Here is a 24,100-nt window from a genome sequence, read left to right on the forward strand (position 1 = left end):
CGCCCCTACAAATCCGGGAACCCGATTAGACGGGGAATGCCCGGACAGTCTGCGCTGTCCGGGCATTCCCTTTCCGTGTACCGTGCCTTTGCCTAGTGGCTGGCGATCGACTCCCGGTCCTGGGACTCGGCGATCTCGCCGTGGTGGCCGGCGTGAGCGGCGGTCAGCTCCGACGGTGTCACCGGAGCGACGCGGTCCTCGAAGAAGAACTTGGAGGCCCGGCCGCGGAGTTTCTCCGAGCGGCTGATGTGGCCGTTACCGTCCGGCAGCGCCGGGGTGACCTCGGGGGAGTTGAAGTTGACGAGCTTGTACCTGCGGTACTCGTCGACAGGCTCATGCACCTCGATGAACTCGCCGTGGGGCAGCCGGACGATTCGGCCGGTCTCGCGTCCATGCAGGGCGATCTCGCGGTCCTTGCGCTGCAGTGCCAGGGCGATGCGGCGGGCGACGATGAAGCCGATGATCGGGCCGACGATGACCAGGAAGCGGAGCCAGTACAGCACGTCGTTCAGCGACACCAGGAAGTGGGTGGCGATGAGGTCCGAGCTTGCTGCGGCCCACATGACGCAGTAGAACACGACGCCGGCCACACCGACACCGGTGCGGGTCGGGGCGTTGCGCGGGCGGTCGAGCAGGTGGTGTTCGGTCTTGTCCTTCGTGACCCATGATTCGATCCAGGGCCAGGCGAGCATGAGGGTGAAGACGATGCCGGCCGGGACGAGCGCCGGGAAGAGCACGTTCATCGACAGTGTGTTGACGCCCCAGGGGAACGGGATGTTCCACTCGAAGTCGAAGTTCTGGCCCAACGTTCCGGGCATGAGGCGGAGTGCGCCGTCGACCCAGCCGATGTACCAGTCGGGCTGGGTACCGGCGGACACGGGAGAGGGGTCGTAGGGGCCGTAGTTCCAGATCGGGTTGATTGTGAACGCCGCCGAGATGGCGGCAATCACACCGAACACGATGAAGAAGAACCCGCCGGCCTTTGCGGCGTAGACAGGACCAACCGGGTAGCCGACGACGTTGTTGTTCGTGCGGCCCGGGCCGGGGTACTGCGTGTGCTTGTGGGTGACCACCATGAAGAGGTGGACGGCGATCAGCAGCAGGATCACTGCGGGGACCAGCAGAATGTGCAGGACGTAGAGGCGCCCGATGATCGCGGTGCCCGGGAACTCACCGCCGAACAGGAAGAAGCTGATGTACGTACCGACGACCGGGATGGCCTTCACAACGCCGTCAATGATGCGCAGGCCGTTGCCGGAGAGCAGATCGTCGGGGAGGGAGTAGCCGGTGAAGCCTGCGGCAAGGCTCATGATCAGGAGCAGCGTGCCGACAACCCAGTTCAGTTCACGCGGGCGGCGGAACGCTCCGGTGAAGAAGACCCGCAGCATGTGGAACGCGTTCGATGCAACGAACAGCAGTGCCGCCCAGTGGTGGACCTGGCGCATGAACAGCCCGCCGCGGATGTCGAAGGAGATATCCAGCGATGACGAGTAGGCCACCGACATCTCCACGCCGCGCAGGGGCAGGTAGCTGCCATCGTAGTGCGTCTCGGCCATCGACGGGTCGAAGAAGAACGTCAGGAACGTCCCCGAGAGCAGAAGGATGACGAAGCTGTAGAGGGCGACCTCACCGAACATGAACGTCCAGTGGTCGGGGAAGATCTTCCGCCCAAACTCCTTTACCATGCCGGCTCCGCCAACCCGTGAGTCAACGAAGTTGGCGACCCGGCCGACCCGGGTCTTCGGCACGTAGCCGTGCGTCGCGGTTGAGCTGCTCATTGTCAGCCTCGCTCCCAGAAACTAGGTCCTACGGGTTCTTGGAAATCGCTTGTTGCGATGAGGTAGCCCTCGTCGTCGACGGCGATGGGTAGCTGGGGGAGCGCTCGTGCGGCCGGGCCAAAGATGACCTTGCATTCCTGCGTGAGGTCAAAGGTGGACTGATGGCACGGGCACAGCAGGTGGTGTGTCTGCTGTTCGTAAAGCGCTACCGGGCAGCCAACGTGGGTGCAGATCTTGGAGTAGGCAACAATTCCGTCATATCCCCAGTCCTCGCGGCCTGCCGACGGATTGAGCTCTTCCGGATCCAGGCGCATCAGCAGGACGACTGCCTTCGCCTTCTCTTCGAGCTTGTTCTCGACTTCATTGAGGCCCTCGGGGATGACGTGGAAGGCCGAGCCCACCGTGACATCCGAAGCCTTGATCGGGGTGCCGCTGGGGTCGCGGGTCAAACGCATCCCGGCGTCCCACATGGTGTGCCGGAGGACGTCACCGGGCAGCGGGCCGAGGTCCCTGAAGATGGCGATCGCCGGCAGGGGCGCCAGAATCGCCGCTCCGAGGAGCGTGTTGCGGATGAGCGGACGGCGCTTGATGCCGCTTTCGTCGAGGATTGTCCCGACGATCTGCTCGGCTTCGGCGCGGTCCTTTTCGGTGGTGATCTCGTGCCGGTCTTCAGTGAGTTCGTGATCGGGCATCAGGGTCTTCGCCCAGTGCACAACGCCGACGCCGATGCCCAGCATCGCGAACGCGGTGCCGAGGCCCAGCGTCAGGTTCTGGAGCCGCAGGCGTTCGATCGTGTCATTGAGCGGGATCAGGAAGTACCCGACGAAGAAGAGGAGGGTTCCGAGGACCGAAATGGTGAAGAGCAGGGCGACCTGCCGTTCGGCCCGCTTCGCGGCCCGAGGGTCGCGGTCCGCAAGGCGTGGACGGTGCGGAGGCAGGCCCGGGTCGGAGAACCTCTCGACGCCGTCCTGGCCCGGCGTAGCTACGGTGACCGACGTATCCGGGGCGCCGTGACTAGTGTCGGCCATGATCCCTCTCATCCTTCTTTAGATGCTGCATTCGCAATTCGTTATTCACTTCTGATCCCACCTGCGGCACTGGATCAGGATGACCGGGAGGTAAGCCAGACGGTGAAGGCAATGATGACGCCAAGTCCAGCCACCCAGATGAACAGCCCTTCGGAGACTGGGCCAAGCGAGCCGAGGTCGGCTCCGCCGGGGGAGCCCTGATCCTCGATGGTCTTGAGGAAGGCGATGATGTCGCGCTTGTCCTCGGGGGAGACATTTGCGTCGTTGAAGACGGGCATGTTCTGCGGTCCGGTGACCATTGCCTCGTAGATGTGCTTCTCTTCGACGCCCTCGATCGAAGGTGCGAACTTGCCCCTGGTCAGGGCGCCGCCGGCAGCCGCTGCGTTGTGGCACATCGCGCAGTTCACCCGGAAGAGCTCTCCGCCCTTGGCGGAGTCTCCCTTGGAAGCGTCGAGTATTTCCTCGTCGGGAATGGAGGGGCCGGCACCCAGGGAAGCGACATAGGCGGCCATCTGGCGGACCTGCTCGTCGTTGAACTGGACCGGCTTGACCTGCGCCTGCGGCCCGTCCATCTGCATGGGCATCCGGCCGGTTCCTACCTGGAAGTCAACCGAGGCCGCACCGACACCGACCAGGGAGGGTGCCGCAGGGGATCCGGTGGCGCCGAGGCCGTGGCACGAGGCGCAGTTAGCGGCGAAAAGCTTCTCGCCTTCCTCAACGTCTGAGGCGCTGAACGAGGTGGTCTGGGCCTTCGCTTCGTTCGCCGAGCTGGCCACCGCGTAAATGCCGCCGGTGAGCAGCAGCGCCATCAGCAGCAGTGCGATCGCTGCTAGGGGGTGACGCCGCCTCTGGGATAGTGCCTTCACGCGATGGTTCCTGTCTTCTTTGCCATGGTTCCTGAGTCCCTGTTCGGATTCTACCTCTAGTAGAAAAGTCTACAGGAGCAACTCACTTGAGGAAGTAAATGATGATGAAAAGTCCGATCCAAACCACGTCGACGAAGTGCCAGTAGTAGGAGGTGACGATTGCGGAGGTCGCTTCGAAGTGTCCGAAGCGCTTCGCCGCGTATGCGCGGCCGATGATGAGGAGGAAGGCGATCAGCCCGCCGAGTACGTGCAGGCCGTGGAAGCCGGTGGTGATGTAGAAGGACGAGCCGTAGGAGTTCGACGACAGTGCGACCCCTTCCGAGACCAGTTGCGCGTACTCGTATGCCTGGACGGCGACGAAGATCGACCCGAGGAGGAAGGTGAGGAGGAACCACTCCACCATTCCCCAACGGCCGAAGGCGAAGAGCCCGCCGGAGCGCCGCGGCTGAAGCCTCTCTGCGGCGAACACACCGAACTGGCAGGTCACCGAACTCGACACCAGGATGATCGTGTTGATCAGCGCGAACGGAACGTTAAGTTTTTCCGTCTCGGCCGCCCACATGTCACCCGAGGTGGAGCGGAGCGTGAAGTACATGGCAAAGAGGCCGGCGAAGAACATCAATTCGCTCGACAGCCACACGACGGTTCCAACAGAAACCATGTTCGGGCGGTTGAGCGCGGGATGTGGGGCGGCGCTGGGGGCTTGGGTCGCAGATGTCACGGACTCATTATGTCTCTAAAACTCGCCACTTCACCAATGGCTTTGCGCTGTCGGCGCGTCCCCAAACATGCTGGTGGGGCACCGATCCCAGTAAAGACGCGGAAGTCGAGTTGTACCGACTTTCTACAATTCGTAGATAACCTAGGGGTGTGACGACAATTCCCAGCCCCGGTGACGTCCGCACGACCTGGCCGTCGCTGTTTTCCGCATTGATTGCGGGCAGCGACCTAACGCGATTTCAGGCCCAGTGGGCGATGGACCAGATCATGTCCGGGGAGGCGACGCACGCGCAGATTGCAGGGTTCCTCCTGGGGCTTCGCGCCAAGGGTGAGTCGGTCGACGAGCTCGTCGGACTCGTTGAGGCCATGCTGGAGCGCGCGCATCGGATCTCGGTGGCCGGACCGGCTCTTGACATCGTGGGCACCGGCGGGGACGGACTCAATACGGTAAACATCTCGACGATGTCGTCGTTGGTGGCGGTGGGTGCCGGCGCGAAGGTCGTCAAGCACGGCAACCGGGCGGCGTCGTCGGCGGCGGGTGCCGCCGATGTCATCGAGGCACTCGGCGTCCGGCTTGATCTCACCCCCGGTGACGTCGCGCGCACCGCCGAAGCAGCGGGGATCACGTTCTGCTTCGCGCAGGTGTTCCACCCCTCGATGCGTCACGTCGCCGTCCCGCGGCGCGAACTCGGCGTGCCCACAGCATTCAACTTCCTTGGCCCGCTGAGCAACCCTGCCGGCGTCCAGGCACAGGCGGTGGGCTGCGCCGACGCGCGGATGGCGCCGCTGATGGCCGGGGTGCTTGCCGCCAGGGGCATCCGCGCACTTGTGTTCCGGGGCAGCGACGGCCGGGACAAGCTGACCACGAGCGGAGCTTCAACGATCTGGGAGGTGCGCGGCCGGCAGATTACCGAGCACACAGTGCACCCTGCCGACTTCGGCGTTTCCGAGAGCAGTGTTGATTCGCTGCGCGGCACCGATGCCGCGGGGAACGCCGCGGTTGTGCGCAAACTCCTTGCGGGAGATGACGGCCCGGTGCGGGACGCCGTCGTGCTCAACGCGGCGGCGGGCCTGGTTGCCCTCGATGAGAGCCACGAGGCCCCGCTTGTCGAGAGGATCCGCTCCGCGATGGAACGGGCCCGCGCCTCTATTGACTCAGGGTCGGCGCGGGATGCGCTGGAGCGCTGGGTGGCAGTAAGCCGCTCGTTCTAGCGGCAGGCGTTCTCAGCTGTCGAAACCCAGTGAGAACGCAGCGTCAAGGTCGTGCTTTGAATACGACCGGAATGCGATGTGCGTTGTCGTGGATTCAACCCCGGCGACTTTCGACAGCCGATCGGCGATGACGTCGGCGAGGTCCTCGTGGCGCGAAACCCTCGCCATTGCAATCAGATCCCACTCGCCGGTCACCGAGTAAACCTCACTGATGCCCTCAATTTCCGAAATTTCCTGGGCGCATTCCGGGATTCGTGCAGCGTCGGTTTGTATGAGAACAAATGCGGTGATCATTTCCGGCCTTTCGTGGATGGTGCTTCCAGTTCACCGTACCGCGGCGATGCCGCTGAAGGGGTTTTCCGGCGCCGGGTAACGATGCCCGCGGCGAGCCGCGGTGCCAGCAGGAGAATGCCGAGTACCAGGAACGTCACAATCTGAAAACTGAGGGCCACGCCGCCTCCGGTCGCTGCGCGGAGCAGGAGGCCTCCGCCCGCAGTGCCGATCCAGACAACGAGGCCGGTGGGCCAGACCCGGCCGGGCAGGCGCCAGGCCCGGACGGCGGTCCAGGCGGCGAGGCAGGCGGCGAGGAAAGGGCCGGCTGTTGCAAGGATGCCGCCTGCTGTCAGTCCCGACGCGTGGGTGGTGCGGCCCGAAGCTGCGAAGAGGAGGACGAGCACAAGATCCGCGGCCAACCAGACGATCCAGGATGAGCGGTACTCCGGGGTGTGAGTCTGGGCCATGCAACCAGAATAAGGGTTGAATGGCAGGGGAGCGGGGACTACGCTCGGCGCTACGCGCATCCAGTGCGGCGGCCGGCGTCACGTCCTGAGAGGTTCAGCGATGAAAGGCATAACCCCCTGCTTGTGGTTCGACACCGAGGCAGAGGAAGCGGCGGAGTTTTACACGTCGATAGTTTCGAACTCACGGGTGCTCGGGGTGACCCGCTACGGGGAGGCCGGGCCAGGAACGCCGGGGCAGGCGATGACGGTCTCCTTTGAGCTCAACGGCCAGGAGTTTGTTGCCTTGAACGGCGGTCCGGTGTTCACGTTCAGCGAGGCCGTGTCCTTCCAGCTTGGATGCGAGACGCAGGAGGAAGTGGACCACTACTGGACCAGCCTTTCCGCCGGGGGCGCCGAACAGCAATGCGGCTGGCTCAAGGACAAGTACGGGTTGTCGTGGCAGGTTGTCCCGACCGTCCTGCCGGAGCTTCTCGGGGGACCCGACCCTGAGGCTTCGGGACGTGCAGTGGCCGCGATGCTCGGGATGAAGAAGCTCGACATCGCGGAGTTGCAGCGCTCCTACGCCGGAGGGTGAACCTGAAGGGCCGAGCCGTTAACGGCGAAGGCGCCGGCCTTCCGGCCAGGCGCCAACGATCTCCCTGATGCGCTCTGCAAGCGGTGAGCGGGTTCAGCCCTCACATTCGGTGCAGAACTTGCTGCCGTTGTGCTCGCGTGCGAGCTGGCTGCGGTGATGAACGAGGAAACAGGACATACAGGTGAACTCATCGTTCTGCTCAGGCACGACCTGGATCAGCAGCTCCTCGTGGGACAGGTCAGCGCCGGGAAGGTCAAAACCTTCAGCCGTATCGCTGTCCTCGACATCAATGAGGGCCGTCTGGGTCGTAGCGCTGCGCTGGGCCTGAATCGCCTCAAGCGATTCATTGGCAGGCTGGTCTTCCTGGCTGACGCGCGGAGCGTCATAGTCGGTTGCCATTGGTTTGATCTCTCCTTCGGATGAACGCTGCAACAGCGTACACGTGCAACTCTCAACTTCCGGCACCGCCGATTGATTCCCGCGAAACGTTGACGAAATATGAATTAGGGGCTGTCAGCGCATGCGGCGGGCATGGGTTCAACCACCTGTTCGATCTGCCGGAGCACGGCGGCGGTGGGTGCTCCGGCGTCAACGCGGATGAAGCGCCCGTACTCGGGAAGTGCGCGGTATCCGTCGCGGTAGGCGCGCAGCCTCTCAAGCGTCTCGACGTCGGTTCCCCGCTCGATGATGCGGGCGTATGCCTGGTCAAGGGACACGTCGAAGTAGAGGACGGCGTCCGGTTGTGGCAGATGCCGGATCAGCCAGGGGAGCAGCCATCCTCGCCGGATCCCCCGCGAATTGCGCAGCGCAAGCTGGCAGTAGAGGTGCCGGTCCATCACCACGAGCCCGTCGAACTGGACGGCTCGCAGGTAGGACACCAGAACGTTGATGATCCGGACAGCTGTTTCCAGGCGGTCCATGACCGTTTCCGGGAGCTGCCAGCCGAGCCGCAGGCACCACGCTGTCAGTGTCCGCCGGCCCGAGTAGTTGCCCAGCATCAACACCGGCCGCTGCGGCGGCGCGGCACTGACCAGCGCGCGGGCTGCCGTTGTCTTTCCCGCGCCGTCGATGCCGATAAACACGAGGAGCATGATGTCCTTCCGAGGATTACCTGACATTATCCACGGCGAGTCTGACTCGGCCCTGGGAGCTGCGGCGGAGATTGCTGCAAGCGCCCGACGCGGCACCGTTCAGGCTGGGAGGAAACGGAAGGTCCCGGCGACCGCATCGGAAACATCGAGCACCTCCTCCTCCAGGGTGAGTTTGGGGGACCGGTCACCCGTGTCGCGACCGGTCCGTCCTGCAGATGCACAGCACGGACTGGGAGCCGGGGGGCCGACGCATTCAGGATCGTCAGGCGGGACCGGGGCCGGGGCCGCGGCTCAGGAGATGGGCGGCATTGCCTCGAAGCGCAGCTTCGTACCGTTCCACTTCGGGTGTGTTGATCCTGTCGGCGGCAAGTTCCAGGAGCTCGGCAACGGCCTCGTCGCTCCGGGCGGCGGCATGGAGTGAGAGCGCCAGGAAAAGGCGCACCGAGTCCGACGCCGGGAACTGCGACCGCGCCCCGCGCAGTACGGCCAGTGAGTCTTCGTGCTCACCGAGGATCCTCAGGGTGCTCCCGTACTGCAGCAGGCATTTCCTGAGGGTCTCGCCGGTAAGCCCGGAACTCAATGCCCGCTCGTAGTATCCGCGTGCTGTTTCTTCGAGTCCTGCGGTGTCATAGACGCCTCCGACTTCGTACAGAACCGTTGGACTGGCCGGATATTTCTCCAGGAGCCGGAGGAAGTAATCGATGGTGGGCAGCATGTTCGACCGGTCTCGCAGCGCATAACCGTGCCTGACGGCGGCCTCGATCTCCATGTCCTGGGACTGTTCCATGACCTGATCCTAGTTGGGAACGAAAGACGCCCGAATGGTCGGTTGTGGTCTGATTGGTGATTGTGAATCATTCCGAGCGGCTGCTGAAAGCCTATGACCGGCAACTGCGCACCGACGCGGAGACGCCCAGCGCGATAGCCGTCGCGCGCCTGGGCCCTTTACGGCTGGTGACCTTTGCGGGTGGGCGGGGGTTCGTCACCTACCAGGACCTGGCCGGCGGAAGCGTGAAGACCATCGCCCGATGGGTGGTCAACACGCTCGCCCACTACCGTGAAGATCCGGAGATCACGAGGGTGGAGTGGAAGACCCGCGGCCATGACCACGCGCCCGGGCTCCATGACGCGCTGGTGGAGAACGGCTTCATGCCGGACGACACCGAATCGATCATGATCGGACGCGCGGAGGCGCTCTGTGTCGACGTGCCGCTCCCGGCCGGGGTCTCCCTGCGCCAGGTCACCGGGGAATCCGACATCCGTGCGATGAGCGCCATGCAGGACGAGGTCTTCGGCGACAGGATCTCCGACGAGTCGGCACGGGCGCTGCTGCGCCGCGCCGCCCTCAAGGACGGCATGGAACTGTGGATCGCCGAACACCAGGGCCAGATCGTGAGCGCCGGCCGCCTCGAACCCGTAGCTGGAACCGACTTTGCCGGCATCTGGGGCGGGGCGACACGGAGGCAATGGCGGGGACGGGGCATCTATCGGGCTCTCACGGCAGCGCGGGCGAGGTCCGCACTCGCGATGGGAAAAACCCTCATCCACAGCGATTCCACCGAGTACTCCCGGCCGATCCTCGAACGCTACGGATTGGTCAAGGTGTCAACCACAACGCCGTACCGCTGGCAACGGTGACCGGCTAGGAACCCACCAGGGGCATGGCGGCCGGCTCCAGGGTTGCGTCCTTGGCGGGGAAGGCCGGAGGATGCACGCCAGCCATTTCCTCCATGACACGGACAACCTGGCAACTGTAGCCGAACTCGTTGTCGTACCAGACATACAGGACGAGGAAGGTCTCATTGGAGATCGTCGCGAGACCGTCGACGATCCCGGCGCGGCGTGATCCGACGAAGTCGGTTGAGACGACCTCGGGGGAGGCGATGTAGTCGATCTGCTTGCGCAGGTCGGAGTGAAGCGACATGCCGCGCAGGTAGGCGTTCACCTCGTCCTTCGTCGTACCTTCGCGCAGGGTAAGGTTCAGGATCGCGATCGACACGTCGGGGGTGGGGACGCGGATCGAGCTGCCGGTCAGCTTCCCTTCGAGCTCGGGCAGGGCCTTGGCCACGGCCTTGGCCGCTCCGGTCTCGGTCAGCACCATGTTGAGGGCAGCCGAGCGTCCCCGCCGGTCACCACGGTGGAAGTTGTCGATGAGGTTCTGGTCGTTGGTGAACGAATGCACGGTCTCCACGTGGCCGTGAACCACGCCGAAGCGGTCGTTGATTGCCTTCAGGACGGGCGTAATTGCGTTCGTGGTGCACGACGCCGCCGTGATGATGGTGTCGTCGCCGCTGATGGTGCCGTGGTTGATGCCGTGGACGATGTTCTTCAGGGCGCCCTTGCCCGGGGCGGTGAGCAGGACCTTCGCCACGCCCTTGCTGCGCAGGTGCTGGGAAAGACCGTCGGCGTCGCGCCAGCGTCCGGTGTTGTCGACGACGAGGGCGTCGCGGATGCCGTATTGGGTGTAGTCGATGGTCGAGGGATCGTTCGAGTAGATCACCTGGATGGGGATCCCGTTCGCGGTGATGATCTCCGCCTGCTCATCCACCTGGATGGTCCCCTCGAAGGACCCATGCACGGAGTCGCGGCGCAGCAGGCTTGCCCGCTTGACGAGGTCGTTGTCGGACCCGCGGCGGACAACAACCGCCCGCAGGCGCAGGCCGTGCCCGCCGCCGGCCTTCTCGATGAGCAGGCGGGCGAGGAGGCGGCCGATGCGCCCGAAGCCGTAGAGGACGACGTCGGTGCTCGTCCTCTCGTCGCGCCCGCCCTTCCCCACGACATCGGCGAGCTCGTCCCGAAGGAACGCCTCGAGCGTGCGGCCGTCGGCCTCGCGGTCGAACTTCAGGCGCAACCGGGCGATGTCGATCGCCGCCGCGCCGAGATCGAGGCCGGAGAGGATCTCGAGCAGGGGAGCGGTGTCCTCCAGCCGGAGTTCCTCGTTGCTGATGCGACGGGCAAAACGGTGCGCCTTAAGGATGTTCATCGTCGACTTATTGATGAGGCTGCGCCCGTGAATGCTCGTGACAACGTTGTTCTCGCGGTACAGGCGGCCGATCACCGGAATCATCGCCTCGGCGAGCGCCTCGCGGCTCATCCAGGTCTCGCGGCTCGTGGTCGGGTCGTGATGCGTCAACTGCGTCCCTCACTGCGCCGGGTCGACCGGCACGGAATCATCCAGCCGGATGCGACGCAGGGATAGCGCCAGGCAACATTGACTGGTCGGTTACCTTCATTAGACCGTCTTTCCTGCGTGTCGGACAACTCCGTTCCCGGTAAGGACCACCAAGGACTGTCGGCGCGGCCGGTCAGCTGCTCCGGAGGCCTTTGATGCGCTCCCTTCGGTCAGTTGGTACGCGAGGCCAGCCCCCGGTGCGGGGTCCAGCCGACGGGGAGTGGTCCGCGGATGTCCGCCCTGCGCCGATCGGCGTCTGCCGACCAGCCCTGGGCGGCTTGCGCGCCGGGTTCACCAACCGACCCACGGGCCACTCTGAATCCGACATCCTCAAGTACCGCGTCGGGTGCACTGCCGCGGCGCACCGACGCCCGGCAGCTCCAGGGCTGATCGGCCCACCCTCCGCCGCGGATACTCCGGTAATCCCCATACCGGGCGGTATCGGCGTAGTCCCAGCACCACTCCCACGCATTGCCGATCATGTCGAACAGGCCGAAAGCGTTCGGAGCCTTGAGCGCCACCGCCCGGGGACCGTCGACCTGATCCTCAGCCGTCCACGCGATCTCCGACAGCGCGCCGTAGGTAGGGGTACGCGTTCCGGCGCGGCAGGACCACTCCCACTCCGCTTCGGTTGGAAGCCGAAAGCCGTCGGCGCTGACATCCCACGTAACGTCCCGGTCGCGGATCGCGTACGCCGGAACCATGCCGGCCGAGGCGGACATGTCATTGCACCACCGGACAGCTTCAAACCACGTCACGGGGTGGGCAGGCACATTCGCCGGGAAGGGCGGGGTGCTTCGGGTCTCCGCAGCCGCTGGCCAGTCGGCCCATGTGACCTCCGTCCGCCCGAGCTCGAACGGAATCAGCGGGACGTCGCGGATTGAACCGGACCGCGCATCCCGCAGTTCGAGGGATCCCCCGGGAATCGCTGCCATCGAGAAGGTCACGGCCGGCGCGGAGACTCGGGCTGGCCATGCCCCACGATACGGAGCTGAATCAGGGCGAGGTCGAGGATCGAGGTCGGCACCCCCAGCTGACGGGCACGGGCGGCGAAGTCCCCCACGAGATGCTCGGTTTCTCCGGCATGCCCGGCGCTGACGTCGCGGTACAGGGACGAGGTGAATACCGATCCCCGCTCCGTGAGCATGCCGATGGTTGCCTGGTGCTCGTGCTCGGGCACGGGAAATCCCGCAGCAGCAGCAACGGCCTCACACTCGCCGACGATCTTGAGCACTGCCTCCTCGCCGCCGGGAACCGAAAGAATCCCACCGATGTTGCTGCGGAAAAGGCAGGTTGCCACACCGGAGGCGACGATGAACGCCCATTTGTGCCACATGGACGCGGTGATGTCATCGGCCAGTGTGGTCTCGATACCCGGCACGGTCAGGGTGTCCAGGGCTTCGACGACCCGCGCTGTTCGCTCGCCCGAGAGTTCGCCAAGGGCCAAGGTGTTGATGGGCTTGAACTGCACGATGCGCCCGGACTCATCGACGGTGCTGACAACCCGGACGATCCCGCCCAGGACCTGGCCGGGGAAACGGCGCTCCAGTTCATCCATGTGCGCCATGCCGTTCAGGAAGGGTAGGACGAGCGTTTCGCTCGTCACGGCTCTGCCGATGCCCTCAAGAGCCGCGGTGAGGGCATCGGCCTTCACCGCGACAAGGATCAGGTCGAAGGGAGCGTCAAGCTGGTCGGCCGTGATGACCGGCGGGTGCAGGGTCACAGCGCGGTCCGGATCGACCACGGTCAGGCCGTGCTCCTTCAGTTGTGCTGCCCGGGCGGGACGCGCGAGAAAGGTAGTGTCGCGGCCCGCCTCGACGAGCCGGCCCCCGAAGTAACCTCCGGTGGCTCCGGGGCCGATGACGAGAATGCGCATAGTGGATTCCTAACCGTCCGAGCAGTTGCTGGGTTCTCGTTCCAACCCTAGGCCTCGAGTCACTTGAAGAACGATCTACTTGCTTTATCAATTGACTATCGATAGTTTTGCACTGAGATTCGGTCAAAGGAGATGAAATGGGAAAACTGACAGTCATCGCGCTGCGCATAGTCCTCGTGATGATGTTCGCCGGTGCGTTGTTCGTACAAGTCGTGATGGTGCCTCTGCTGGGGGTTGACCTGAGCGAGGCGGATCCGGACGTCGCGGCGATCCGTACCCCGCTCGTTGTCCTCACCGTTCTGGGCATCCTCGCGATTCAGGCGGCGATGGTCTGTGTGTGGGGACTCCTGACGATGGTGCGCCGGGGGACCGTGTTTTCGACCGATGCCTTCCGCCTCGTTGACGTCGTGATCGGCGCTTTTGCGGCGGCGTCCCTGCTGACATTCGGGTTGGGAGTTGCACTCGCTCCCGGGGAGGCCGTCGCTCCGGGCGTCGTCCTGCTGATCGGGGGAGTAGCGGTGATGATCGCGGCGGTGGCCCTGATCGTCCTGGTGCTGCGGGCGTTGCTCGCGCAGGCGGTAGCCCGCGACGTCGAGGCGCGGAACCTCCGCACGGAGTTGGACGAGGTGATTTGATGCCGATCGTTGTGCGCATCGACGTTGAGTTGGCCAAGCGGAAGATGAGTGTTGGTGAGTTCGCCGACCGCATCGGGCTAACGCCGGCGAACGTGGCGGTGTTGAAAAACGGCCGCGCCAAAGCCGTCCGATTCACTACGCTGGAGGCCATGTGCAGGGTTCTTGGTTGTCAGCCCGGTGATCTGCTGGAGTGGGTCGATGACGTGGACGAGCATGCCGGTCCTGGTCATGCGGAGCGCCCGGCCACTGTGCGGGGGCCGGGAGGCGGACAAGGCCAATGACGGACGTTGCAGGGCGGGCAAGGTGCTACGGTGACGTGCCGGCTGCGGATGACATGCTGCTACCCACGCGCGTTGACACAGTGGCAATCAGGCGGAACTGATGCCGGCGCTGAAGGCATTCATCCCTCCACGTCCGCCGGCAGGACAAAGCGGAGACCCCGGCATTTTCGGCCCGGCGTCGGCGGCGTGGCGTATCGGGCGTGAGCGCATTCTCCTCGCGGCGGGTCCAGCCGCCCTGCTGCTCCAGGTAGCCCACCCACTCGTCGCCGAAGGCGTACGGGCGCACAGCAATTTCGCGACCGACCCCCTGCGCCGGCTCCGCGGCACGCTTGACGCCGTCCTGCACGTCACGTTCGGCGACCATGCCCAGGTTCATGCCGCCGCCAGTCGCGTCGGACGCCGGCATCGGCGCGTCCGCGGCACCCTACCTGCCGCAACCGGCCCGATACCGGCGGGTACGTCGTACCGTGCTGACGATCCCGAGCTCGCACTCTGGGTCTTCGGAACCCTGGTGTGGACGTCGATCGCCGTCACCGACAAGTTCGTCCGCTCGATCCCGGCGGCGGAATGCGACGAGTACTACCGGGACATGACCCGGATGGCTCACCGCTTCGGGGTCCCAGCATCGATTCTGCCCGACGGATATCCCGGATTGGAACGCTACATGGAAGACCAGATCCGCGACGGGCTCACCGTCGGTGCGACCGCCGCGCTGCTGGCGAAGCAGATCCTGTCTCCCAGTCCGCCGATCCTGACCCCGCTCGCCCGTCCCTTTCCCGCGCTGCTCGCAGCCGGCCTCCTGCCACCGGCCGTGCGGGATGGTTACGGGCTCTCCTGGCGACGCCGGGATCAGGCAGCCTTTGGCGCGGCCCGACTGGCAACCCGCAACGCACTGCCTTTGCTGCCGGCCCGGCCTCGGTACTGGCCCCACTACCTCGTCGCCTTGAACCGCGTCCGGGGGTAATGCGGCCAGGACCGGCGCTCTAGAAGCTGAGCCGGCTGGTTCCCGTGGTGCCGTCCCGGTAGGTCACTTCAACCTCAAGCCCTTCCGTTGCTGCGTTTTCGAGTTCGTCACCGGGCAGCCAGAGGGCGAACCGTCCCTCGGATACGGTGGCGGCCACCTCCTTGTGGGTGCGGCTCTCATAACTGACTCCAGCGACGTCGGAACCTGCCGAGCCGGCCGCCAAGGAGATATCGCCCGCTTTCATCGTGCCGGTGCCCAGATCCGAGGCGGTGAGGTCGCGGGGGCCAGGAGCGGCGTAACCGGTCGGTCTTCCCACCGAGCCGATCATTCCGCTGTCGAACGGGTGGGTCGAGTCGTCGGTGATGCACATTGCCGAGAACCCATCGGTTCCGGCAAGGACGACAGTGGTCCAGGCGCCGCGGCGTTCAGCGATCGCCAGCGTGGCAGTCTCGACGTCGTGGGCGTACATTCCGCCGCCTGTGTCCTTTTGGGATGCGCGGCACGCTGCTGCGGCGGTGCCTTGTTCCTGCTCCGTCATGCCGGCAGGTAGCGGCGTCCAGGTGGCGAATGCCGGGTCGCCGCCGTTCAGGGACGGCAGGGCGATCAGGCCGGCAGTTACAGCGGCTGCCGCCCCGAGGATCACGGCGGCCCTGCGGCCGGTCCGGGCCGGGCTCCCTTGGGAGCGCCGTCGTCCGGCAGTGGCCGACGACCGGGGGCCCCGTGGAAAGGATGTTGGGTCGGTGGCAAGGATGTGCCGAAGATCGGCATGGGCCCGTTGGGTGTCTGCGGTGGCGCCGTGGTGGCGGGCGGCGTCGAGCGATCGAAGCGTTGTGTCGATGTCCAGGGTGCGGGTCATGATGCGGTTGTCCTTCCAAGGACGGCGGCCGGCGTGGGGGAGGGCTGGGGTAGGGCTTCGAGGAGGAGTCGGAGTGCCCGGCGGGCACGGCTTAGTCGTAGGCGGAACGCGACCGGCGAGATGCCGAGCACTGCCGCTGCCTGCGGTGCCTTGAGCTCTTCGAAGACCGCGAGTCCGAGCGCCTCCTGGTGGACCTCGGAAAGGCTGCGCCACGCTCTGCCCAGGTCCACGCGGCTCACCACAAGGTCGGCGTCCGAGTCGAGAGAGGGCACCGTTGCGGCATCTGCGAGGCGCACACCCAGTGCCTGGCGACGCTGCTCTCCCCGCTGGGCGTTCAGCAGGATGTTCCGGGTGATGCCAAAAACCCATGCCCTGGCGTCCTCTGGGAGGCGCGGCAGTTCGTCGAGCCGTCGCCACACAACAAGGAACGCGTCAGCGACCACGTCTTCGGCGTGGTCCGGGTGGGCGCGTCGTTGCACAAACCTGAGCAGATCGGGATAGACCGTCCCGTAGAACGACCTGAAGGTGTGCTCCCGCTGCGGAAGCTCCGAGAAATGCCTCATGCACTGTACCTGTCCGCCACCTGGCCAAGTGTGTCGCCTGGTGTGTCAGAACAGGGCGGAGAAACCGCCGTCGGCCTTAAGCAGTTGCCCGGAGACCCATCGTCCTTCCTTCGAAACGAGGAACGAGACGACGCCCGCGATATCGCTGGGAGTACCCAGGCGTCCCAAGGGATGTTGAGGGGTCAGCTCGACGCGCAGCTCCTCGCTCATCCAGCCGGTATCGATCGGACCCGGGTTGAGCACATTCGCTGAAAGGCCCCGGGGTCCGAGCTCGCGGGCGGCGGAAATCACGATGCGGTCGAGCGCCCCTTTTGAAGCTCCGTAGGGCAGGTTGCCGGTGGTGTGGTCGCTGGTGAGGGCGACGACTGCCCCGCCTACAGAGGGAAGCTGGCGGGCAAAGGCGGCGATCAGCAGCAGACTCGCACGGGCGTTGACCGCCACGTGCATATCAAAGCTTTCCGCCGTGGTGTCCAGGATCCCCGACTCCACGTCGTGCGCGTGGCTCAGGATCAGCGCCGTGACCGGGCCGTGGTTGCGTGTGACAGTCCCGATCAACTCCTCGGGGCCGGTCGGCACGGAAAGGTCGCAGGGGTAATCGGTGCCTTTGAGGTCGCTGGTGACGACATTCCATCCATCGGCGACGAGCCGCGGGGCGATCCCTGCGGCGATGCCGTTACTGCGGGCGGCTCCGGTGATCAAGGCAAGAGGCATGCCCCAACACTAGGTGAGCCACCGGGCCGCTGCCCGTAGCTCCGTGATGTTTCCGAACAGCCTCTGGGTCATCAATATGAGTCGGACGTCGAGTAGACCTTGAATGTAACCGGCTGCCGACACGACGCAGGAAGCGATGATGCCAGCCCGGCGTCATCGCTGTAGCCGCCCCCAAGTGAGACTTCCTGATTCACGACAATTGTCGCGAAGCCCATATCGATGGCATCCGGATCAGCTGGGTCGGGAACCGTACCTGCGGGGAACTGGAGATTGAATGTCGTGCCATCCTTGGCCTGCCCCTGCACGCAGTTCGCGGCATCGAGGACGAGGGTTCCTTCAAACAGTGCCTCTGGTCCGGATTTTCCGTCGCGTACTTCCGTAGAAACGAGCAGAACCCGAGTGGTGGCCACAGCTTCCGACGATGGTTCGACCGCGGTGCAGGCCGGAACGCAGACGCCGGCAGCGACGCCAACCGCGACGAGGAAGAGCATCGGCCGCGTCACCGTGATGCCCTAGCCAAGTGGTTTCCCATACACGGGACTGTCCAGACGGTTCCGTTGAACTGACCATTGCGCAGCCGACCCGAGGGCGGCGACAATCACGGCGAGGACTACGAGGGAAAGCGATCCTCCCTGGAGGCCGAGCGCACTGACGAAAACCTGTGCGCCGTATTCCGCCATCTCGTCGGGAGAGGGAGCGAGCACACGGGTTCCCGCGGCTGCACTGATGCCCGCGAATGCCGCGGGCCCAACCCACAGCAGGAGCAAGCCGGTGATCGACGCAAAGGCCCTGCCGATCGTGTTGAAACCGCACCACACCAAAATGAGGCCGACGACGACGGCGGGGGCCCACCGGACCGCGCCCAGAAGCATCGACTGCGTATCCGTCGAGACGGATCCGAACGGAAGCACGATTCCGCCCAACCACGCACCCGACATCACTCCGGCCATGCTCATGCCGATCACCGCCCAGGCCGCAGGAGCCCGGGCAATGAGCAACAGGACAAGAATCCCCGAGAGCATTGCAGCGACAGTCCCCGCGATCAACGCATAAAGGTAAAGGTCCGCGATGGGGACTTTCCTCAGCCCGGCCGAGACAGTCAGCGCGCTTTGAACAGTCACGACCGTCTGAAGCGCCACCACGCCAGGCGCGACCGCGCTGAGTTTCAGGCGCCGTCCGTGTGCTGGCGCTCGCCGAACTGCGCACCCTGCAATCGCCGAGCCCGTGATGACCACCGCGGCAAGGAGGATCAGCGCGTACTGGCTGAAAGGCAGGAACGTCACCGGCATGTCCTCAGGCGGCGTCGCGGTCGCCCACAGATTCTGCAGCGGAAGGCGCATGCCGGTGATCAGCCAGGGCAGCAGGCCGAGGGCAGCAGAGGCCAGCCCGACCATCAAGCTTGGAACGGGGTGTATTTCTTTGAGGCTCGGGGCCAGGCTCCGGGCATCTTCCACAGTTTGCACGTCGTCAGCCTAGCCCCCACTTGTCACCTGCGGCGGGAGTGTGCCGGCGGACCGCAGCCAGTCCTCCACGAACGGCTGCGGGGGTTGACGTGGGCTCCTAGGATGACGGAATGGAGGAGTACACCCGCACACCAATAACTCCGCCCACCTTCCGGGATGCCGACGGATTGGTCATCGCGTATGGGAATCGGTGGCACTCGAGAGGGGGGCCACCAGATGACAGTTACAGCCGGATCAGCAATATCGCGCGCTTCGCGCAGCTGCAGCAGGTCACAGGAGAACTGATCGCGTACCTGCTCCGCAATTACGACGTCGAAAGGGCAGCGACGGACGGACAAGAATTCGGCTACTACCAGCCCGCAATCCCCACGGAGCTGCTCAGGCTGGTCCCGGCGGATCCCGCTGCTTCCCCGATCACCTTCGTCACATCGGCCGCAGGGACCACGATTCACTGCGGAACGCTGTTCAATGAGGCGTTTCCTGCGTGTGCTTGTGATGCCTGTGACGAAACCCTCGAGGAAGCAGCATCAGCGATGGAGCGGACGGTTTTCGCGGTCGTGGGCGGTGGGTTGCGGGAAGCCGTGGATCTGCGCGACCCCCTGCCGGTGTGGAAGGAGCTTCGAGGGGCCGACGGGACGTGTCAGAGCAACGGCAGGCTTGAGGACCTTCCCGAGGGTTGGCAGGAGCTTGCCCGAGCAATGGACAGTGAACCCGTCGCCCGGCACTGGGCGGCGTGGCCCGAGCGCGGGCTCAAGCGCTAGGAGGAAACCGAACCGGGGTGGAGGGTGCACACTGTTGGCGCGCTCGCCGTCATATGCAAAGCGGGTGCTGAGATGAACTGTCGAGATTGGATGAAGGGCAGGAGACCAATGACCAAGACCAGCAGATGGCGTAGCCGCAGGCCCACCGCACAGACGAGACGTTGACAGCTGATGATCGCCATGGCGGAACCGGAGGGCTGCGGCAACGCCCCACGCCATCTGGTCATCCGGGAAATCGTGCTCGCATTCGCCGAGGTCAACGCTCCACAACTCGATAGACTGCTCGCCGACAAGGTGAACTGGGAAATTCCCGGTGGTGAGGCGATCGAAGGAGTGGCCGGCGTGACCGACAGGCTCTCCGGGCAGACCCAAGTGGACCACATTGAGCTGAGCTCGATCCTCACCCACGGCAGGGAGGGCGGCGTTGACGGCGTGATCACCTTCCGCAATGGGACCAAGCAGGCGTTCTGCCACGTGTTGCGGTTCGCGTCCGCGGCAAAAACGGCCAAGGTCACCACAATCAGGAGCTACCTGATCAATCTGTAGGTCCGAGAGCCATCCAAATGCGGCGTTGTGGCCCGGCGAGTATGCGCTTCCCGGGACCCGCCCCGGGCTAGGCTGACTTAGTGCCATTTGCCATCCGCCCCGACAGGACAGACTTCACCGGTGCCGGCGTGTTCGGCCACAGGGCTCGCATCAAGGCCTTCACCTCCATCGCCGGCGCCCTCCTGGCCCTGGGCACGGCCGCCTGCACTCCGGTGCCGGATGACGTGGCTGCAATAGGGCAGAACCCGGCACCCGCCGAGAGCCCTTCCGCGGCCCGTGAGAGCGATCCCGTACCGCCGGTCACTCCTGGCATCTCGAACCCGTCAGCGCCGGCCGCCCTTGACGCACTGGAGGCGCGTGCGGTCAAGGGCCGCGCCCCAAAAACCGGGTACGACCGGGATCAGTTCGGGCCTGCCTGGGCCGATGTGGACCGGAACGGATGCGACAGCCGCAATGACGTCCTGGCACGGGATCTGACTGGGGAGACCTTCAAACCCGGTACTAAGGACTGCGTTGTCACCGCTGGCGTCCTCGCCGACCCCTACACCGGCAGGAGAATTGATTTCGTGAAGGGCGGCGACGCCCTCGTGGATATTGATCACGTAGTGGCGCTCGGCAACGCCTGGGTGACCGGCGCCCAGCAGCTCTCTCCCGGGGTCCGCCGGGACTTCGCCAACGATCCGCTGAACCTGCTCGCCGTCCACGGGCCGGCGAACCGCCAGAAGGGCGACGCTGACGCCGCCACATGGCTGCCCGCCAATAAGGCGTTCCGCTGCGAATACGTGGCACGGCAGACCGCGGTGAAGGCCAAGTACCAACTGTGGGTGACCGCGGCAGAGCGGGATGCCATCGCCAAGGTTCTCGCTTCGTGCCCTGACCAACCGCTTCCCGAGGATTCTCAGAGCGTCTCCGCTGTCCCGCCGCCGCCGGGCACGCCTGTTGAATCCCCACCGGCACCTAAGCCTCCCGTCGGAGAGGCGACCGCCACGGAGGCCCCACCGTCAGGCCATGTCTCCTATGCCAGCTGCGCCGAAGTCCGGGCAGCGGGGGCCGCTCCGATCCGCGCGGGCGACCCGGGATTCGACGCCAAGTTTGACCGAGACGGTGACGGAGTCGGTTGCCAGTCCTAATGTAGGCGAAGGGCACTCTCTTGGTTGTGCTCGGCATCACACATCCGGCATCCGGAGGGTGCGGGACCTTCGGTCCATGGAACCGCCCGTCCGTGCCGTTTCGGCGGATTACTTTCCCTGCGGCATGATGGCCGGATGGGGGAGATGGATGGAAACACGCGCATGAGCCAGCACTTCGGCCACGGGGCAACCAGAGCACTTCAAGGTGCAGCGAGGCAGGAAAACAACGTCAGCCTCAAACAGGCGTGGTGGGCACTGCTGTTTGTGGTGCTCTATGTCGCGGCGTTCGTCGGTGCGGTGCTGGCAGCCGGGCTGCTCGACCTGGTGGACGTCACATCGGGTACTTCCATCGTAGTGTTCCTTGCGGGAACCACAGCGCTGATCATCCTCGCTCTGTACCTGCATTTGATTCGAAGGAACCGCCTGAGACTCACCGATCTGGGTTTCCGGCGGCCGACGCCGAGGATGTTCCATCTGCTCTGGCAGATCCCCGTCTCGATCCTGACCGCCGGAACGCTGCAGGTCCTTTTCCTTTCTGCTCTTGTCCCGCTGGGCGTCGACACTTCAGCTGCCGGGTCATCAGGCGGCCCCTTTGCTGACCTCCCCGCTCTGCCCCCAGGGGTCGTCATCCTCGCCGCCGTCGTAATTGCTGTCCTGACGCCGCTGTGGGAGGAGATGCTGTTCCGGGGTGCTTTCCTCAGCGGTTTCTCGCGGCGGTTCAAGCCCTTCGCAGCCGTCGTGCTCTCCGCAGTGCTCTTTGCCGCTCTCCATTTGGCGATCCTCAATTTCGTCCATCTCTTTGTGCTCGGTGTGGCCCTGGCGCTCCTGCGCCGGTTCCACCAAAACCTCTGGGCGCCCATCCTGCTTCACGCGGCGAACAACGCGCTAGTCATTCTGATCGTGTTCACTGTCGCCTGAGCTGTCACGAGGACGGGCGGGTGCTGGATGGTGGTGCGGACAGGCTTCCCCGCGGCGAGCCTGTGGTGAATACGATGGGGAAGTGGATGCACCAAGTGAAGTCGTTCCTTACAGGCCGTCGTGGCCGGTCGACTTCCGCGAGCTTGCAGACTACCTGCTGCCGTTTCTCGCCGGGGTGCCGCACCGGATCGAGCATGTCGGGAGCACCAGCGTTCCCGGACTCGATGCCAAGCCCATCATCGACATCGACGTCGTCGTGCCCGAAGCAACTTTCGTTGCTGACGGTGTCGCCGCCTTTACCGCGGCCGGTTACGCGCACCGGGGCAACCTGGGCGTCAAGGGACGTGAGGCGTTCGACGTGCTCCCAGGTTTCGCCTACCACCACCTGTACCTGGTCGTGGCCGGCAGCGTTCCGCATAACGACCATGTCGACCTCCGCGACTACCTCCGGGCCAATCCCGGAAAGGCAGACCGGTACGCCGCCATCAAACGGGAACTGGCCCCACTGCTCATCGTCGACCGGCAGCAGTACGTCGACCGGAAGAGCGCCATCGTGACGGACCTTCTGATGCGGGCCCGCGCCCAGGGAGAAGCGGCAACGTGACCGCAAGAATCCCGAAACTGCGTGAGGTCAGGGGGTGTGAAGATTCTGACGAATCATCGAGTAAAGAAGCATGTCGCAGCGCTTTCCCTCGATCTCCTGGTGGCTTCGCAGGAGTCCCTCACGGAGATAACCCGCGCGCTCAGCGGTCTTGATCGATGCCGCGTTCCACGGTTCGATATAGAGCTCCACACGCTGCAGTGTGGGTATCGTCCAACCGAAATCGGTCACCGCCCGCAACGCATCCGTAGCGAAATCCTTACGACGGAAAGATGGGGCAATCCCATACCCGATTTTCGCTCGGCCATTAGCCAATTCACGCACCCATAGCCCAATTGAGCCAACGCACAGCCCGTGCGCGCGGTCGACGACGGCGAATGAGAATCCCGCCCCCTCGTCATATCGGGATTGCTGCCGTTCCACCCAGAGGTGGGCCTGATGCATCGTGGCGTCCAGGGGGAGTGAACCGATACTCGATACGTAGGGATCACTTGCCAGATCCACGGCCATGGCAGCGTCATTGCTACGGAACCGCCGCAGCATCACAGACCCGTGAGCCGGGTTCGTGGTTGGCCAGGGATGAAAAAATGGCGGATCGATCATGCCCAAAGTGTGTCAAGAATCGAAATTCGAGTGTGGGTCACCCACATGGAACTGGACGAAATCCACCACGTCACCGCCGCTGATGCCGGGGTAGTGGTGGGCGAGTCCTTGTTGGAGTGCTAGGACAGAGGAGGCACCTTCAAGTTGTGCGTGCTCCTCGGTCAGCTCTTCCAGGCGCAGCGATCTAATGCTCTCAATGACTCCGGGCAACCGCCGGTACCCGTTGTCGTCCTCGAAGAGGAAGAGTGCCGGACCGACTTCGATTGGATCGCGGTACCGGGTGGTTGCGGTTTTCACACCCTGCTCAACTTTGTCGTAATAGGCGCAGTTGAAACGTAAAAACCGCCCGGGCGCGGCGTCGGGGTGTCGGAAGGTGAAGGGCAGCAATTCACGTACAGGCCGGGTGTCGGGTCCATCATCGGTGGGAACGATGATGATGCAGTCGGGGTGAAGATCCACAAGGGTTTGCCGGCAACGCCCGCAGGGCGCGATGACACCGCGGCCCTCGCTGCCTACTGCCACCATCGTCGTGAGCGGACCTGCGTCCGCGGTCGCTGCTGCACGGAGGACGACGAGCTCGGCGCAGGGCCCGCCGGTGAAGTGATACACATTCTTGCCCGTGTATATTCTCCCGAAGGTGTCCATCGCTGCCGCAGCGACGGTGTGGTTGGGATCTTCACCAATATGGGCAATCAGGTCATTGGCGGCCTTCAATACGCGCTTCTCCTGGGCGGTCAACATCGCTTTATTCTTGCAGACAAAGCTCATGAGGGCGCACTATCAATTGCCCGAGGAAGCAATTCAACCTTGAGGGGAACTAATCGGCGCCGATTGAATATGCTCAGTTCAATATGACGTAGGGATTGCCACGGATGATAGGTCGCATTATTGGTACTAAGACCCGGCATTGTGTGGAAGCACTTGGGCGGTTGAGGATGGGCGGCCTTCTCGAATTATCCCGCGATGGAAAGCGCCTGCCCAACCACCGGGAACCGCGGCTCTCGCAGTGAT

The 24,100-nt window shown here is 64.6% G+C and carries 30 protein-coding genes; 11 read left to right on the top strand and 19 right to left on the bottom strand.

Annotated features, from left to right (window positions below; all coding sequences use genetic code 11):
- Positions 1–92: 92 nt before the first annotated feature.
- The 4 genes from qcrB to ctaE all read right to left on the bottom strand — a co-directional run bounded on the left by qcrB (position 93) and on the right by ctaE (position 4,393).
- Positions 93–1,778: a cytochrome bc1 complex cytochrome b subunit gene (gene qcrB / locus AC4D14_RS03700; protein ID WP_490900215.1), complete on the bottom strand. Its 1,686-nt coding sequence runs from the start codon at positions 1,776–1,778 to the stop codon at positions 93–95.
- Positions 1,779–1,780: 2 nt separating this feature from the next.
- Positions 1,781–2,806 (bottom strand): cytochrome bc1 complex Rieske iron-sulfur subunit, encoded by a 1,026-nt coding sequence (gene qcrA, locus AC4D14_RS03705; protein ID WP_490900216.1) that lies wholly within the window; start codon positions 2,804–2,806, stop codon positions 1,781–1,783.
- Between the two features lie 74 nt (positions 2,807–2,880).
- Positions 2,881–3,672 carry a cytochrome bc1 complex diheme cytochrome c subunit gene (gene qcrC, locus AC4D14_RS03710; RefSeq protein ID WP_490900217.1) on the bottom strand — a complete coding sequence of 264 codons (792 nt, stop codon included), beginning with the start codon at positions 3,670–3,672 and terminating at the stop codon, positions 2,881–2,883.
- Positions 3,673–3,754: 82 nt separating this feature from the next.
- Entirely contained in the window at positions 3,755–4,393 is a 639-nt protein-coding gene (gene ctaE, locus AC4D14_RS03715; RefSeq protein ID WP_490900218.1) for an aa3-type cytochrome oxidase subunit III, read from the bottom strand.
- 149 nt (positions 4,394–4,542) lie between these two features.
- Here ctaE and trpD point away from each other — a divergent pair, with 149 nt between their 5' ends.
- Positions 4,543–5,604, top strand: coding sequence for an anthranilate phosphoribosyltransferase (trpD, locus tag AC4D14_RS03720; RefSeq protein ID WP_490900219.1), 1,062 nt, complete (start codon positions 4,543–4,545; stop codon positions 5,602–5,604).
- Between the two features lie 12 nt (positions 5,605–5,616).
- Here trpD and AC4D14_RS03725 read toward each other — a convergent pair whose 3' ends face one another.
- Positions 5,617–5,898: an Lrp/AsnC family transcriptional regulator gene (locus tag AC4D14_RS03725; protein ID WP_490900220.1), complete on the bottom strand. Its 282-nt coding sequence runs from the start codon at positions 5,896–5,898 to the stop codon at positions 5,617–5,619.
- A complete protein-coding gene (locus tag AC4D14_RS03730; RefSeq protein ID WP_490900221.1) occupies positions 5,895–6,344 on the bottom strand; it encodes a DUF3054 domain-containing protein in 450 nt (149 codons plus the stop codon). The genes AC4D14_RS03725 and AC4D14_RS03730 overlap by 4 nt, the downstream gene beginning before the upstream one ends.
- Before the next feature lie 100 nt (positions 6,345–6,444).
- Here AC4D14_RS03730 and AC4D14_RS03735 point away from each other — a divergent pair, with 100 nt between their 5' ends.
- Positions 6,445–6,918, top strand: coding sequence for a VOC family protein (locus AC4D14_RS03735; protein ID WP_490900222.1), 474 nt, complete (start codon positions 6,445–6,447; stop codon positions 6,916–6,918).
- Between the two features lie 93 nt (positions 6,919–7,011).
- Here AC4D14_RS03735 and AC4D14_RS03740 read toward each other — a convergent pair whose 3' ends face one another.
- From AC4D14_RS03740 to AC4D14_RS03750, 3 genes are all read right to left on the bottom strand, one after another.
- Positions 7,012–7,317 (bottom strand): DUF4193 domain-containing protein, encoded by a 306-nt coding sequence (locus AC4D14_RS03740; protein ID WP_490900223.1) that lies wholly within the window; start codon positions 7,315–7,317, stop codon positions 7,012–7,014.
- Positions 7,318–7,421: 104 nt separating this feature from the next.
- Positions 7,422–8,009: a dTMP kinase gene (locus AC4D14_RS03745; RefSeq protein ID WP_490900224.1), complete on the bottom strand. Its 588-nt coding sequence runs from the start codon at positions 8,007–8,009 to the stop codon at positions 7,422–7,424.
- Between the two features lie 262 nt (positions 8,010–8,271).
- Positions 8,272–8,796, bottom strand: coding sequence for a tetratricopeptide repeat protein (locus AC4D14_RS03750; RefSeq protein WP_490900225.1), 525 nt, complete (start codon positions 8,794–8,796; stop codon positions 8,272–8,274).
- Positions 8,797–8,858: 62 nt separating this feature from the next.
- Between AC4D14_RS03750 and AC4D14_RS03755 the strand changes: the two genes are divergently transcribed.
- On the top strand, positions 8,859–9,647 hold the full coding sequence (locus tag AC4D14_RS03755; RefSeq protein ID WP_490900226.1) for a GNAT family N-acetyltransferase: 789 nt from the start codon (positions 8,859–8,861) through the stop codon (positions 9,645–9,647).
- Positions 9,648–9,651: 4 nt separating this feature from the next.
- Here the strand turns inward: AC4D14_RS03755 and AC4D14_RS03760 are convergent, their stop codons facing one another.
- The 3 genes from AC4D14_RS03760 to AC4D14_RS03770 all read right to left on the bottom strand — a co-directional run bounded on the left by AC4D14_RS03760 (position 9,652) and on the right by AC4D14_RS03770 (position 13,057).
- Positions 9,652–11,142 carry a glyceraldehyde-3-phosphate dehydrogenase gene (locus AC4D14_RS03760; protein ID WP_490900227.1) on the bottom strand — a complete coding sequence of 497 codons (1,491 nt, stop codon included), beginning with the start codon at positions 11,140–11,142 and terminating at the stop codon, positions 9,652–9,654.
- A 209-nt stretch (positions 11,143–11,351) separates the two neighbouring features.
- Positions 11,352–12,116 (bottom strand): formylglycine-generating enzyme family protein, encoded by a 765-nt coding sequence (locus AC4D14_RS03765; protein WP_490900228.1) that lies wholly within the window; start codon positions 12,114–12,116, stop codon positions 11,352–11,354.
- 8 nt (positions 12,117–12,124) lie between these two features.
- A complete protein-coding gene (locus tag AC4D14_RS03770; protein WP_490900229.1) occupies positions 12,125–13,057 on the bottom strand; it encodes a ketopantoate reductase family protein in 933 nt (310 codons plus the stop codon).
- A 137-nt stretch (positions 13,058–13,194) separates the two neighbouring features.
- Here AC4D14_RS03770 and AC4D14_RS03775 point away from each other — a divergent pair, with 137 nt between their 5' ends.
- From AC4D14_RS03775 to AC4D14_RS03785, 3 genes are all read left to right on the top strand, one after another.
- Entirely contained in the window at positions 13,195–13,692 is a 498-nt protein-coding gene (locus AC4D14_RS03775; protein WP_490900230.1) for a DUF2975 domain-containing protein, read from the top strand.
- Positions 13,692–13,973, top strand: a complete 282-nt coding sequence (locus AC4D14_RS03780; RefSeq protein WP_490900231.1) for a helix-turn-helix domain-containing protein — start codon at positions 13,692–13,694, stop codon at positions 13,971–13,973. Before AC4D14_RS03775 ends, AC4D14_RS03780 begins: the two co-directional genes overlap by 1 nt.
- A gap of 100 nt (positions 13,974–14,073) precedes the next feature.
- On the top strand, positions 14,074–14,937 hold the full coding sequence (locus AC4D14_RS03785) for an oxygenase MpaB family protein (RefSeq protein WP_490900232.1): 864 nt from the start codon (positions 14,074–14,076) through the stop codon (positions 14,935–14,937).
- A gap of 19 nt (positions 14,938–14,956) precedes the next feature.
- Here the strand turns inward: AC4D14_RS03785 and AC4D14_RS03790 are convergent, their stop codons facing one another.
- The 5 genes from AC4D14_RS03790 to AC4D14_RS03810 form a co-directional block, all read right to left on the bottom strand.
- On the bottom strand, positions 14,957–15,793 hold the full coding sequence (locus tag AC4D14_RS03790; RefSeq protein ID WP_490900233.1) for a hypothetical protein: 837 nt from the start codon (positions 15,791–15,793) through the stop codon (positions 14,957–14,959).
- Positions 15,790–16,356, bottom strand: a complete 567-nt coding sequence (locus AC4D14_RS03795; protein ID WP_490900234.1) for an RNA polymerase sigma factor — start codon at positions 16,354–16,356, stop codon at positions 15,790–15,792. Before AC4D14_RS03795 ends, AC4D14_RS03790 begins: the two co-directional genes overlap by 4 nt.
- 45 nt (positions 16,357–16,401) lie before the next feature.
- Positions 16,402–17,067, bottom strand: a complete 666-nt coding sequence (locus AC4D14_RS03800; RefSeq protein ID WP_490900235.1) for an SDR family oxidoreductase — start codon at positions 17,065–17,067, stop codon at positions 16,402–16,404.
- 71 nt (positions 17,068–17,138) lie between these two features.
- Entirely contained in the window at positions 17,139–17,558 is a 420-nt protein-coding gene (locus AC4D14_RS03805) for a hypothetical protein (RefSeq protein WP_490900236.1), read from the bottom strand.
- Positions 17,559–17,579: 21 nt separating this feature from the next.
- The gene (locus AC4D14_RS03810) at positions 17,580–18,530 is read right to left on the bottom strand and encodes a hypothetical protein (RefSeq protein WP_490900237.1); all 951 of its coding nucleotides are present in this window, start codon (positions 18,528–18,530) and stop codon (positions 17,580–17,582) included.
- Positions 18,531–18,640: 110 nt separating this feature from the next.
- Between AC4D14_RS03810 and AC4D14_RS03815 the strand changes: the two genes are divergently transcribed.
- From AC4D14_RS03815 to AC4D14_RS03835, 5 genes are all read left to right on the top strand, one after another.
- Complete coding sequence (locus AC4D14_RS03815) at positions 18,641–19,291, top strand: DUF6226 family protein (protein WP_490900238.1); 651 nt, start codon at positions 18,641–18,643, stop codon at positions 19,289–19,291.
- A gap of 171 nt (positions 19,292–19,462) precedes the next feature.
- Positions 19,463–19,837 carry a nuclear transport factor 2-like protein gene (locus AC4D14_RS03820; protein WP_490900239.1) on the top strand — a complete coding sequence of 125 codons (375 nt, stop codon included), beginning with the start codon at positions 19,463–19,465 and terminating at the stop codon, positions 19,835–19,837.
- Between the two features lie 80 nt (positions 19,838–19,917).
- Positions 19,918–20,967, top strand: a complete 1,050-nt coding sequence (locus AC4D14_RS03825; RefSeq protein ID WP_490900240.1) for a GmrSD restriction endonuclease domain-containing protein — start codon at positions 19,918–19,920, stop codon at positions 20,965–20,967.
- A gap of 162 nt (positions 20,968–21,129) precedes the next feature.
- Complete coding sequence (locus AC4D14_RS03830; protein WP_490900241.1) at positions 21,130–21,885, top strand: CPBP family intramembrane glutamic endopeptidase; 756 nt, start codon at positions 21,130–21,132, stop codon at positions 21,883–21,885.
- Between the two features lie 82 nt (positions 21,886–21,967).
- Positions 21,968–22,489, top strand: a complete 522-nt coding sequence (locus AC4D14_RS03835) for a GrpB family protein (protein WP_490900242.1) — start codon at positions 21,968–21,970, stop codon at positions 22,487–22,489.
- A 27-nt stretch (positions 22,490–22,516) separates the two neighbouring features.
- On the opposite strand, the gene AC4D14_RS03840 is transcribed toward AC4D14_RS03835, so the two are convergent.
- Together AC4D14_RS03840 and AC4D14_RS03845 are read right to left on the bottom strand one after the other, a co-directional pair.
- Positions 22,517–23,089, bottom strand: a complete 573-nt coding sequence (locus AC4D14_RS03840; RefSeq protein WP_490900243.1) for a GNAT family N-acetyltransferase — start codon at positions 23,087–23,089, stop codon at positions 22,517–22,519.
- A gap of 12 nt (positions 23,090–23,101) precedes the next feature.
- Entirely contained in the window at positions 23,102–23,857 is a 756-nt protein-coding gene (locus AC4D14_RS03845) for a hypothetical protein (RefSeq protein ID WP_490900244.1), read from the bottom strand.
- Positions 23,858–24,100: the final 243 nt, after the last annotated feature.

Source organism: Arthrobacter sp. TJ-254 (assembly GCF_058269175.1).